An 11,414-nucleotide genomic window follows, 5' to 3' on the forward strand; every position below is an offset into this window, starting at 1 on the left:
CTATGTGGTGGGACGGGGACGTTCCGACGGCCCGGCCAGTCGGGCCAGCAACGGCAGCGCCGGGACCAGGACGGCGGCAGCGGCGAAGGCCGCGGGATAGCCGGCCGCGGCGGCCACCGCGCCGAGGGCGAACGAACCGGCGCCGGTGCCGGCATCGAAGCCGATGTTCCAGGCCGCACTCGCCGAGCCGGTGTTGCCCGCGCCGGCGCGACGGAAGGCGACGAGCAGCGCCTCGTTCTGCACGACACCGAAGCCGAGGCCGAAGGCGATCGCGGCGACGATCAGCAGCACCGCTCCCCCGCGGTCGTCGGCGACGAGCGCGAAGGGAATCATCGCCAGGCCTGCCAGGCCGAGACCGACGGGCAGCAACTTGCCGGCGCCGACCCGGTCCGCGACGGATCCTGCCGCGTACCGCCCGAGCAGCGAAGACGCGCTGAGCACGGCCAACGCCGCCGCGACGGGCAGGCCGGCGACCGCGATGCGTAGCAGCGAGGTGAGACCGCCGTAGGCGATCGCTCCCGCACCGACCGCGACCAGCGGGAACAGCAGCACGACCGGCGGTACCCGTCGCGCCGTCCGGGACTGTTTCGCGGTCAGCCGTGGCAGACGGCTCGCGGCGAGCAGACCGGCGGACGAGATGATCGCGCCGAGCACGAACACCGGCGTGGTGGAGAACCGCTCGGCGATCGCCAGGCCTGCGGGCAGGCCGATCGTCTGGGACGCGGCGATGGCGATGCCGAGCATGCCGGTGGCCCGGCCGAGCAATCGGGGCGGCGCGAGTTCGCCGACGAGGGCGGCCGCCGCCACGGTGATCATGCCGAAGCCGATACCGCGCAGCGCGGAGATCCCGAGCACGGCCGCCGGGGCCATCGACACGAGGAACAGCAGCGACGGCGGCCCGAGGAACAGGCAACCGGCCGCGAGCGTCGCGCGGTGACCGAACGCGCGCAGCAGTCGCGGCATCGCGAGCTGGGTGAGGACGGTGGTGAACATGAACACCGCCGTCACCGACCCGGCGAGCGTGTCGCTGCCGCCGGCCTCGGCGATCGCCCACGGCACGACCGGCAGCAGCAGCGAGAACCCGCCGAAGGCCGCCGCGGACGTCGACCACGCCGGGATCAGACCACGAACGGTGAACAGTCCTTGTTGTTCCGCCACGTCAGAGCAACCGGAAGACGCCCGCGGCGGCCGCCAGGACGGTAAGAGCCAGCAGCACACCCGCGAACAACGTGTTGCGCGCCTTCCACATCGACCACGTTCCGCCCGCGGCGAATCCGGCCACGATGAAGCACAGGTAGGTGAGGACGACATCCATATGTCAGAGACTGCCCTTCGTCGACGGGATGCCGGTCACACGCGGGTCGGGTTCGACGGCCTCGCGCAGCGCGCGGGCGACCGCCTTGAACTCGGCCTCGGTGATGTGGTGCGGGTCGCGGCCGTAGAGCACCCGCACGTGCAGTGCGATGCGGGCGTGGAAGGCGAACGACTCGAACACGTGCCGGTTGATCACCGTCGAGTAGGGCACGCCGGGATATCCCCCGATCACCGAGTGCACCATGTAGTCGGGCTCACCGGTGAACACGCAGTAGGGACGGCCGGAGACGTCGACCGACGCGTGTGCGAGGGTCTCGTCCATCGGGATGAAGCAGTCGCCGAAGCGCCGGATACCGCGCTTGTCGCCGAGGGCCTGACCGAAGGCCTGGCCGAGGACGATGGCGGTGTCCTCGACGGTGTGGTGGGCCTCGATCTCGATGTCGCCCTGCGCCTGCACAGTGAGGTCGAACGAACCGTGCTGGCCGAGCGCGGTGAGCATGTGGTCGTAGAACGGGATCCCCGTGGAGATCTCGGTGCGACCGGTGCCGTCGAGGTCGATCTCGACGGTGATGCTCGATTCCTTGGTGGTGCGTTCGACGCGCGCGATGCGGTCGCTCATCGGGTTTCCTCGATTTCCGTGGCCGCGAGCTTCTCGCTCACTCGCAGCAACTCGTCGTTCTCGTGGGTCAGGCCGATCGTGGTGCGCAGGTAGCCGGGGATCCCGACGTCGCGGATGAGCACACCCTCGTCGAGATACCGCTGCCAGGTGGCGGGGGCATCCGCGAAGCGGCCGAACAGGATGAAGTTGGCGTCGGAGGGGATCACGTCGTAGCCGAAGCGGGCGAGTTCGGCGGCGACGCGGTCGCGCTGGGCGGCCAGTTCGGCGACCGACGCGAGGGTTTCGTCGGCGTGCCGCAGGGCCGCACGCGCGGCGGCCTGGGTGACGACCGACAGGTGGTAGGGCAGGCGCACGAGCAGCAGCGCCTCGATCACCGCGGGGGCTGCGGCGAGATAGCCGAGCCGTCCACCGGCGAAGGCGAACGCCTTGCTCATCGTCCGCGAGACGACGATCTTCGTCGGGTACTCGTCGATCAGCGACAGAGCGCTCGGCTGCGAGGAGAACTCGACGTACGCCTCGTCGACGATCACGATGCCGGGTGCGGCGTCGAGGATCACCCGCAACTGGTCGAGCGGGATGCTGTGTCCCGTCGGGTTGTTGGGGCTGGTGACGAAGACGACGTCGGGCCGACGCTCCCGCACGGCCGCGGCGGATGCCTCGACGTCGAGGGTGAAGTCGTCGCGGCGGTAGGTGGCCAGCCACTCGGTCTGGGTGCCGTCGGCGATGATCGGGTGCATCGAGTACGACGGCACGAAACCCATCGAGGTGCGCCCGGGACCACCGAAGGCCTGGAGGAGCTGCTGCAGGATCTCGTTGGAACCGTTGGCGGCCCAGACGTTCTCGACACCGAGGGGCACACCGGACGCCTTCGTGAGATAGGCGGCGAGGTCGGTGCGCAGCGCGACCGCGTCGCGGTCGGGATAGCGGTGCAGTTGCGTCGCTGCTTCACGCACGGCTTCGGCGACGTCGTCGACGAGCGCCTGCGTGGGCGGGTGCGGGTTCTCGTTGGTGTTGAGCTGGACGGGCACCGTCAGCTGCGGTGCGCCGTAGGGCGACTTGCCGCGCAGGTTCTCGCGCAGCGGCAGGTCGGCGAGGGTGATGCTGGAGCCGGGGATCTGGGTCACTTCAGCGCCTCGAATCGCAGACGGACGGCTTCGCCGTGGGCGGGCAGGTCCTCGGCGTTGGCGAGGGTGATGACGTGACCGGAGACGTCCTTCAGGGCCGCCTCGGTGTACTCGACGACGTGGATGCCGCGCAGGAAGGTCTGCACGCTCAGGCCCGACGAGTGCCGGGCGCAGCCGGCGGTGGGCAGCACGTGGTTCGATCCGGCGCAGTAGTCGCCGAGGGAGACCGGCGCCCACGGCCCGACGAAGATCGCGCCCGCCGAGCGGACGCGCGCGGCGACCTCGGAGGCGTTCTCGGTCTGGATCTCGAGGTGCTCGGCGGCGTAGGCGTTGACGACCTTCAGGCCCTGCTCGATGTCGTCGACGAGGACGATGCCGGACTGGCTGCCGGACAGCGCGGTGGTGACGCGCTCGCGGTGCTTGGTGAGCTCGAGCTGCGCGGCGAGGGCGGTGTCGACGGCGTCGGCGAGGTCGGTGCTGGTGGTGACGAGCACCGAGGCAGCCATGACGTCGTGCTCGGCCTGACTGATCAGGTCGGCGGCGACATGCACCGCGTCGGCGGTGTGGTCCGCGAGGATCGCGATCTCGGTGGGGCCGGCCTCGGCGTCGATACCGACGACCGCGCGGCACAGCCGCTTGGCGGCGGTGACGTAGATGTTGCCGGGGCCGGTGATCATGTCGACCGGGGCGAGTTCGGCGCCGTCGGTGTCGGTGCCGCCATAGGACAGCAGTGCGACACCCTGTGCGCCGCCGACGGCCCACACCTCGTCGACGCCGAGCAGGGCCGCGGCGGCGAGGATGGTCGGGTGCGGCAGTCCGCCGAAGTTCTTCTGCGGCGGCGAGGCGATGACGAGCGATTCGACACCGGCGGCCTGCGCCGGGACGACGTTCATCACGACCGACGACGGGTAGACCGCGTTGCCGCCGGGCACATAGAGGCCGACGCGCTCGACCGGCACCCAGCGTTCGGTGACGGTGCCGCCGGGGACGACCTCGGTGGTGACGTCGGTGCGCCGCTGGGCCGCGTGCACGACGCGCGTGCGTTCGATGGCCTCCTCGAGGGCGGCACGGACGGCCGGTTCGAGTTCGGCGAGCGCACGGTCGAGTTCCGCGGCGGGAACACGCACGGAGGCGGGGCGGACGCCGTCGAACTTCTCGCAGTAGTCGAGTGCGGCCTCGGCGCCGCGGTCGCGGATGTCGTCGACGACGGGACGGACCTGATGGAGCACCGCATCCACGTCCACTCCGCCGCGGGGCAGTGCGCCCCTGAGCTCCGCAGTGGTGGGAGTACGACCGCGCAGGTCGGTGCGGGCAAGCATGAGGTGTCCTCTCTCGTCGAACAGGGATCACCCTCTACTATCCCGCATCCCCTGATGACGTTCGAAGTCGCGCCCGCGTGAGGAACCTCTCGGCACGGATCACCGTGCTTATGCTGTCGGCATGGACGAGGACGAGTCGCGCCCGAGCACGTTGGGCGAGTTGATCCGCCGCCAGCGTGAGCTCGCAGAGTTGCCCATGCGTCAGCTCGCGGCGATGGTGGGCATCTCGAATCCGTACCTGTCGCAGATCGAGCGGAACCTGCGGGCGCCGAGCGAGCGTGTGCTGCAAGCGATCGCCGAACAGTTGCATCTGTCCGCGGACACCCTCGCGGCCCACGCGCAGGCCGACGACGGAGCGGAGTCCGCCGTCCTGCGGGCGATTCGCGAGGATCCCGACCTGACCAATCCCCAGCGGCGTTCGCTGGAGGAGATGTACGAGGCGTTCCGCGAGGTCACCGTCGCGCGCCGCCGGCGTGGTGGAGGACGCGAACCCGACGAGGAGTGAGCATTCTCACAATCGGCACCGGGCGCGTTCGTGCGTCACGCAGCATCCGAGGTCAGCCCGATTTCGTTGCCTCGTCGACGAACATGCAGGTAGCACGTACCTGGGGGTAAGGTGCGCGGCTCCGTCGGCGACGTCACCATCGGCTCCGGACCATTCACCCAGTTCTGGAGTTGCTCGGTGCTCAACCATCTGCAGAAGAAGCTCACCTCCTCCCTCGACCCGATCGGGTGGGGACCGGCCGTCGCATCCGTCGCCGGCCGTGCAGTGAAGAATCCGCGGGCCGTGGCCGGCGCGACCACGGAGTACGCCGGCCGTCTGGCGAACATCCCGGCGGCGGCGACACGCGTGTGGAACGCCGCCGATCCGCAGCCCCCGGTGCCGCTGGATCCGAAGGACCGCCGGTTCTCCGATGCCGCCTGGAAGGAGAACCCGGCCTACTTCTCGCTGCTGCAGAGCTATCTCGCCACCCGCGAGTACGTCGAGGATCTCGCCGACGCCGGCTCGGGCGATCCCGTGCAGGACGGCAAGGCCCGCCAGTTCGCGAACCTGATGTTCGACGCGCTCGCCCCGTCGAACTTCCTCATCAACCCGGGTGTGCTCGTGCGCGCGCTCGACACCGGTGGCGCGAGCCTGTTCCGCGGCGCGAAGTACGCCCTCGAGGACGTCGTGCACCGGAAGGGATTGCCGCTCAAGGTCGATCGTGAGGCGTTCACCCTCGGCGAGAACATGGCCGCGACCCCCGGCAAGGTCGTCTTCCGCAACGACCTCATCGAGGTCATCCAGTACGCCCCGCAGACCGGCGAGGTACACGAGATCCCGATCCTGGCGGCGCCGCCGTGGATCAACAAGTACTACATCCTCGATCTCGCGCCGCAGCGCAGCCTCATCGAGTGGGCCGTGCAGCACAACCGCACCGTGTTCGCGATCTCGTACCGCAACCCGGACGAGTCGATGCACGAGATCACGATGGACGACTACTACCGGCAGGGTGTCGCGGCAGCTCTCGACGTCGTCGAGGAGGTCACCGGTTCCTCGCGCATCGAGGTGCTGTCGATCTGCCTGGGCGGTGCGATGGCAGCGATGGCCGCGGCGCGCATGGGCAAGCTCGGCGACAAGCGGATCAGCGCGTTCACGATGCTCAACACGCTCCTCGACTACAGCGAGGTTGGCGAGCTGGCACTGCTGACCGACCCGGCGACGCTCGACCGTGTCGAGTTCCGGATGAGCAAGCAGGGCTTCCTCTCGGGCAACGAGATGGCCGGCAGCTTCGACATGATCCGTGCGCGCGATCTGATCTTCAACTACTGGGTGTCGCGGTGGATGAAGGGCGAGAAGCCCGCCGCCTTCGACATCCTGGCGTGGAACGAGGACAGCACCCGCATGCCGGCGAAGATGCACTCGCACTACCTGCGGTCGCTGTACGGCCGCAACGAGCTCGCGCGCGGTGTGTACGAGCTCGACGGCGAGGTCCTCGACCTGTCGGACATCACGTGCGACACCTACGTGGTGGGTGCCATCAACGACCACATCGTGCCGTGGACCTCGTCGTACAAGGCCACTGGTCTGCTCGGCGGGTCGGTCCGATACGTCCTGACCAGCGGTGGCCACGTGGCCGGCGCGGTCAATCCCCCGAACCCGAAGGCGTGGTTCGAGGCCGTCGGCGCGCCCGACGGCGAGAAGCTGCCGAAGCTGCCCGAGGACCCGAAGACGTGGTCGGAGAAGGCCACTCGCACCGCCGGGTCGTGGTGGGAGGACTGGACCGCATGGTCGACGAAGCGTGCCGGTGAGCTCGTCGCTCCCCCGGCGATGGGCAGCGCGCAGCATCCGCCACTGTGCGATGCCCCGGGAACCTATGTCTTCGAGTGACATTGCGCGTTAGCTATCATTTTGCTAACCTGCTAACAGCGCTGATCCGAGCGCACCCCCACAGGGGAAGCCCCGCTCCTGTCACGAGCGCCCACGGAAGGTACACATCATGACCGCACCGACCAAGACCACCGCCGCCAACGCCAAGGCCACCGATGCCGCTGCCAAGGCGACGGAAGCCGCCACGAAGGCCGCCGCCGAGGCCACCGCAACGGCCCAGCAGTCGGCCGAGAAGCTCACCTCGACGGCCGCTGCGGTCGCCGACAAGGCCGCCACCGAGTTCACCAAGACCGTCGACGAGGCCACCGAGCGCTTCCAGGAGTTCAACGCGAAGTTCGTCGACGCCGCGAAGCAGAGCGGAAACCTCGGCGTCGACACCTACGAGAAGGCCGTCTCGAGCCTCCTGGATCTGCAGGAGAAGGTCGCCGACGCCACCCCCGTCGAGTGGGTCGCCGATCTCGCCAAGGCGCAGGTCTCCTTCGCTCGCGAGCTCACCACCACCGTCACGAGCACCGCTCGCGACCTGCTGAAGTAATCGTCGACTCACTCGATGCAGTCGATACCGAACACCGCATCAGCGGACGTTCTCCGGTGCAGTGCATGCTGACACCGACACCAGCCCGGATCGCCGCGGCCCCGTTTCGTCTCGGGACCGCGGCGATCGCGGGCTGGAGCGGCTATCTCGCCGGCCTCGTACGACGCGGCGCCACGCCGTGCACGCTGGTCTCCGACGCGAACCGGTACAGCCGCGCCCTGACCTCGGCCACGCCGCCGCGCTGGACCACGGACTGGCCGGTCGTGTGCCGGTGGTCGCTCGGAGCTCTGCGTGATTGCAGCACCCCCGATCCCGCACGCGACGAGATCCCCACGCTGTTGCTGCCGCCGCAGGCCGGCACCCACTCGTGCATCGTCGACCATTCCGCCGACCGCAGCCAGGTCGAAGCCCTCAGGGCCGGTGGCCTTACCCGCCTGCACTGCCTCGACTGGGCACCCGCGACTCCCGCGACGGACGACTGCTCGATCGATGAGCACCTGGCGGTCGTCGCCGAGGCCGTCGACCATCTCGGTGGCCGGGTGAACCTGATCGGCGACAGCCAGGGCGGGTGGCTCGGCACGATCTACGCGGCACTGCATCCCGAGCGCGTGCACTCGCTGACCGTGGCGGGAGCACCCATCGACTTCCACGTCGACCAGCCGGCGCTGTCGGTGCTCGCCCACGCGCCCCGCGGGGCCGCGGCCACAACGATCGACTTCTGGTACGGGGCGGCGCGGGCCGTCGGAGTGCCGACCACCGATCCGATCGGTGAGATCGAACGAGCGATGACACTGCTCGGCCTGCTCCACGATCCCGACGAAGTGGCGCGCTGGGAGGCCGAACGGCACTGGTTCACCTGGAAGCAGGAGATCCCTTCGGCCTTCCGCGAATGGATCATGCGGCACCTGTTCGTGGGCAACGAACTCGTCGCCGGCACGCTGAAGGCCGAAGGACGCGTCGTCGACCTCTCGGCCGTCGAGTGCCCGGTCCACCTCATCGCCGGGTCCGCCGATCCGATCGCAACTCCCCGGCAGGTCACCGCGCTGGCCGAGCACGTGTCGACCCCTCCGGAGAGGATCACCACCACGATCGCCGATGCCGGCCACATCGGGCTGTTCATCGGCCGCCGTGCGCTCACGGAGGTGTGGACGCCGCACGCCCGTCGCGTCGCGGCGTCGGCGTGATCGTGCTGTCCCGGCCGCAGCGCGGTCGGGACAGCGATCAGGACGGGGTGTCGACCCCGAGGCGCGTACACGCCGCCTTGTAGAGGTCGACGACGGCCGTGCGGAGTCCCGCCCGGTCGGTCACCGGCTCGAGCCACGGGATACGCACGGTGTGATCGCGACCGTCGATGACGACGACCCACTCCCCCGCCTCGCGGTCGACGCCGGTCATCCGAGCCTCGACGGCACCGGGCTCGGCGAAGGCACGCACGATGAGCAGGCTGTCGGCCGCGTGGTCGTCGTTCATGTGGGCGGTCACAGCCGCCACCACCTGGCTGTCGAAGTCGGTCACGGGCGCTCAGCGTAGCCAATCGGGGCGGGTGACGGGCGTGTCGGTCCCGTTCGCGACCCCACCCTGTCCGTTCGGTGATGCGCCGCAACGATTCTCGAAACGCCGCGGTCAGCCGTGTTCGGCGTCGCTCTCGCCGCTCACCTCGTCGTCGACCTCGACCCGGACGCCGAGGGCGGATTCCAGCGCCTCGAGTTCCTCGTCGAAGTGATCGAGCAGCCGGACGAGATCCGGGACCGTGCGACCGCAGGCCGTGAGACCGAAGGCGATCTCGTCGTCGGTGCTCGTGCACGTGATGTTCAGCGCCTGCCCGTCGACGGGCACCGACAGCGGATACAACGCGTCGACGCGCGCACCGTTCCAGTACAACGGCGCATCAGGGCCCGGCACGTTCGAGACGATCACGTTGAACGGCGGCCGCGGCAGCGCCCGGTTGCCGGTGAGTACTCCCACCGCCAGGGGCGCCACACCCACCGCGCTCGTCGCGAGACGACCGAGCTTCGACATCGAGTTCATTGCGTGCTTGCCCTCGATCATCGAACCGCGCACGCGCGCAAGACGTTCCACCGGGTCGGCGCACTGCGTCCCGAGTGTGCACATGAGGATGCCGATCTCGTTGCCCGACGAGCTCCCGCTCCGACGCAACGAGACCGGGACCATCGCCACCAGCGAATCCTCCGGCAGCGCATCGTGTTCGGAGAGATACGCCCGCAGCGCCCCACCGGACAGTTCGAGGACGACGTCGTTGAGCGTCGCGTCGGCCGCCTTGGCCACCATCCGCAGTCGCTCGATCGGCCAGGACCGGGCCGCGAATCTGCGCGATCCGGAGATCTGCCGGTTGAGGATCGTGTTCGGAGCGCCCAGCGACAACGAACCACCGCGATTGTGCAAAGCACGGTCGACGGTGCCGACGAGCGCCGGAACCAGAGCGACCGCCTCGGACACGACGTTCACTGCATCGTTCACCGCACCGGTCGCCGCGCGGACGACGGCGCCGGGGAACCCGATCGCGGTACCCATCGCCGAGCGGCTCGACGACTGCGCGTCGGCGACCGCCCACGGGGCCGGCATGTCGGTGCGGTCCGGGTCGGTGCTGAGCGCACGGCGCAGCAGGCGCATCGCCCCCACCCCGTCGGCGACCGCGTGGTGGATCTTCACGTAGAGGGCGTAGCGACCGTCGGACAGCCCTTCGATCAGGTGCATCTCCCACAACGGGCGGGTGCGGTCGAGCAGCGACGCGTGCAGGCGGGAGACGAGTTCCCACAGATCGTCCATCGTGCCCGGGGACGGCAACGCGTTGAACCGGACGTGGTAGTCGATCGAGAAGCGCGGATCGTCCTCCCATGCCCACTGCCCGAGGGTGAACAGCGAGCGGGTGGGCCGCTTGCGCCACAGCGGCCCGGCGGGTTCCTCCCGGGCGAGCGCCTCGGCGAACATCGACTTCAGGTCGCTCGCGTCCTTGCCCTCCGGCGGCTGGAACAGCAGGAGACCGCCGACATGCATCGGGTGGTCGCGCGACTCGCCGAGCAGGAACATCGAGTCGGTCGGTGACATCGGTAACCGCATCGTGTTCTGTCTTCCTCCCCCACCCGGCACCGGCGACAACCGGAGCACCGCCCCTACGTGACCGGTACCGGCACGTCGATGTGCTGTCAGTTCTACCCCAGAAAGCGCACGTGCGGGACCGTCTCACCGACGGATGTTCCGGTGGCGCGTCCGATTCGTCCCTGCCGTGACCTGCGACCTACACGCTCACATGTCGAGGCCGAAGTCCAGGACGGTCACAGAGTGGGTGAGCGCACCCACCGCGAGGAAGTCGACGCCCGTGCGCGCGTAGTCGGCGGCGACGTCGAGGGACAGGCCGCCGGAGGATTCGAGTCGTGTCTGCGGCGCATGGGTGTTGCGCCGCTGCACCGCGATCTGAGTCTGCCACAGCGGGAAGTTGTCGAGCAGGATCAATTCCACGTTCTCGGCGAGCACCTCGTCGAACTGCTCGAGGGTGTCGACCTCCACCTCGCACGCGATATCGGGAGCGTGCTCCCGGACGGCGCGCAGCGCCGCGACCACCGAACCGGCCGCGGCGACGTGGTTGTCCTTGATCAGCGCCTCGTCGCCGAGTCCCATGCGGTGGTTGACGCCGCCGCCCATCCGCACCGCGTACTTCTGCAGTGCGCGCATCCCCGGCAGGGTCTTGCGGCTGTCGCGGATCTTCGCCTCGGTGCCGGTCACGGCGTCGACCCAGTGCGAGGTCGCCGTGGCGATGCCCGACAGATGGCACAGCAGGTTGAGCATCGTGCGCTCGGCGGTGAGCAGGCCGCGGGTCGGCGCCTCGACGGTCAGGACCGAATCCCCGGGCAGCACGCGCGTGCCGTCGGACCTGCGATCGAGCACGCGGTAATGATCGGCACCGATGACCTCGTCGAGGACGAGCAGACCGACATCGAGACCGGCGAGGGTGCCGGCCTGCCGCGCGACCACCGAGGCAGTGGCGACGGCGTCGGCGGGCACGGTGGCGTCGGTGGTGACGTCCGGTCCGTAGCGCAGGTCCTCGTCGAGCGCCTTCCGGACCAGCTCGCGGGTCTCGGCGAGGTCGAGTCCGTCGGGCAGCGCGGTGGTCATC

The 11,414-nt window shown here is 69.5% G+C and carries 12 protein-coding genes; 4 read left to right on the forward strand and 8 right to left on the reverse strand.

Annotated features, from left to right (window positions below; genetic code table 11):
* The 5 genes from AC0LPE_RS13945 to hisD are packed head-to-tail and all read right to left on the reverse strand — an operon-like array spanning position 1 to position 4,376.
* Entirely contained in the window at positions 1 to 1,158 is a 1,158-nt protein-coding gene (locus tag AC0LPE_RS13945) for an MFS transporter (RefSeq protein ID WP_490604688.1), read from the reverse strand.
* A 1-nt stretch (position 1,159) separates the two neighbouring features.
* Positions 1,160 to 1,315 (reverse strand): hypothetical protein, encoded by a 156-nt coding sequence (locus tag AC0LPE_RS13950; protein WP_016696019.1) that lies wholly within the window; start codon positions 1,313 to 1,315, stop codon positions 1,160 to 1,162.
* A gap of 3 nt (positions 1,316 to 1,318) precedes the next feature.
* Positions 1,319 to 1,933, reverse strand: coding sequence for an imidazoleglycerol-phosphate dehydratase HisB (gene hisB / locus AC0LPE_RS13955; RefSeq protein ID WP_006554074.1), 615 nt, complete (start codon positions 1,931 to 1,933; stop codon positions 1,319 to 1,321).
* Positions 1,930 to 3,057, reverse strand: coding sequence for a histidinol-phosphate transaminase (locus tag AC0LPE_RS13960; RefSeq protein WP_490604689.1), 1,128 nt, complete (start codon positions 3,055 to 3,057; stop codon positions 1,930 to 1,932). The genes hisB and AC0LPE_RS13960 overlap by 4 nt, the downstream gene beginning before the upstream one ends.
* The gene (gene hisD, locus AC0LPE_RS13965; RefSeq protein ID WP_490604690.1) at positions 3,054 to 4,376 is read right to left on the reverse strand and encodes a histidinol dehydrogenase; all 1,323 of its coding nucleotides are present in this window, start codon (positions 4,374 to 4,376) and stop codon (positions 3,054 to 3,056) included. Before hisD ends, AC0LPE_RS13960 begins: the two co-directional genes overlap by 4 nt.
* Positions 4,377 to 4,497: 121 nt before the next feature.
* Here hisD and AC0LPE_RS13970 point away from each other — a divergent pair, with 121 nt between their 5' ends.
* The 4 genes from AC0LPE_RS13970 to AC0LPE_RS13985 all read left to right on the forward strand — a co-directional run bounded on the left by AC0LPE_RS13970 (position 4,498) and on the right by AC0LPE_RS13985 (position 8,466).
* Positions 4,498 to 4,881, forward strand: coding sequence for a helix-turn-helix domain-containing protein (locus tag AC0LPE_RS13970; RefSeq protein WP_088898432.1), 384 nt, complete (start codon positions 4,498 to 4,500; stop codon positions 4,879 to 4,881).
* A gap of 111 nt (positions 4,882 to 4,992) precedes the next feature.
* Complete coding sequence (locus AC0LPE_RS13975; RefSeq protein ID WP_261379850.1) at positions 4,993 to 6,747, forward strand: PHA/PHB synthase family protein; 1,755 nt, start codon at positions 4,993 to 4,995, stop codon at positions 6,745 to 6,747.
* Between the two features lie 109 nt (positions 6,748 to 6,856).
* The gene (locus tag AC0LPE_RS13980) at positions 6,857 to 7,282 is read left to right on the forward strand and encodes a hypothetical protein (RefSeq protein ID WP_059380999.1); all 426 of its coding nucleotides are present in this window, start codon (positions 6,857 to 6,859) and stop codon (positions 7,280 to 7,282) included.
* Positions 7,283 to 7,347: 65 nt separating this feature from the next.
* On the forward strand, positions 7,348 to 8,466 hold the full coding sequence (locus AC0LPE_RS13985) for an alpha/beta fold hydrolase (protein ID WP_059380998.1): 1,119 nt from the start codon (positions 7,348 to 7,350) through the stop codon (positions 8,464 to 8,466).
* Positions 8,467 to 8,503: 37 nt separating this feature from the next.
* Here the strand turns inward: AC0LPE_RS13985 and AC0LPE_RS13990 are convergent, their stop codons facing one another.
* The 3 genes from AC0LPE_RS13990 to nadC all read right to left on the reverse strand — a co-directional run bounded on the left by AC0LPE_RS13990 (position 8,504) and on the right by nadC (position 11,413).
* Positions 8,504 to 8,797, reverse strand: a complete 294-nt coding sequence (locus AC0LPE_RS13990; RefSeq protein ID WP_016696012.1) for a DUF2470 domain-containing protein — start codon at positions 8,795 to 8,797, stop codon at positions 8,504 to 8,506.
* Positions 8,798 to 8,905: 108 nt separating this feature from the next.
* Complete coding sequence (locus tag AC0LPE_RS13995) at positions 8,906 to 10,348, reverse strand: WS/DGAT/MGAT family O-acyltransferase (protein WP_059380997.1); 1,443 nt, start codon at positions 10,346 to 10,348, stop codon at positions 8,906 to 8,908.
* A 198-nt stretch (positions 10,349 to 10,546) separates the two neighbouring features.
* On the reverse strand, positions 10,547 to 11,413 hold the full coding sequence (gene nadC, locus AC0LPE_RS14000; RefSeq protein WP_059380996.1) for a carboxylating nicotinate-nucleotide diphosphorylase: 867 nt from the start codon (positions 11,411 to 11,413) through the stop codon (positions 10,547 to 10,549).
* Position 11,414: the final 1 nt, after the last annotated feature.

The organism is Rhodococcus sp. S3, assembly GCF_058211795.1.

Bases quoted from the DNA above. Each gene is read 5' to 3' on its own strand.
- hisB (WP_006554074.1), bottom strand. From the start codon at position 1,933: ATGAGCGACCGCATCGCGCGCGTCGAACGCACCACCAAGGAATCGAGC.
- hisD (WP_490604690.1), bottom strand. From the start codon at position 4,376: ATGCTTGCCCGCACCGACCTGCGCGGTCGTACTCCCACCACTGCGGAG.
- AC0LPE_RS13985 (WP_059380998.1), top strand. From the start codon at position 7,348: ATGCTGACACCGACACCAGCCCGGATCGCCGCGGCCCCGTTTCGTCTC.
- AC0LPE_RS13995 (WP_059380997.1), bottom strand. From the start codon at position 10,348: ATGTCACCGACCGACTCGATGTTCCTGCTCGGCGAGTCGCGCGACCAC.
- AC0LPE_RS13950 (WP_016696019.1), bottom strand. From the start codon at position 1,315: ATGGATGTCGTCCTCACCTACCTGTGCTTCATCGTGGCCGGATTCGCC.
- AC0LPE_RS13970 (WP_088898432.1), top strand. From the start codon at position 4,498: ATGGACGAGGACGAGTCGCGCCCGAGCACGTTGGGCGAGTTGATCCGC.
- AC0LPE_RS13980 (WP_059380999.1), top strand. From the start codon at position 6,857: ATGACCGCACCGACCAAGACCACCGCCGCCAACGCCAAGGCCACCGAT.
- nadC (WP_059380996.1), bottom strand. From the start codon at position 11,413: ATGACCACCGCGCTGCCCGACGGACTCGACCTCGCCGAGACCCGCGAG.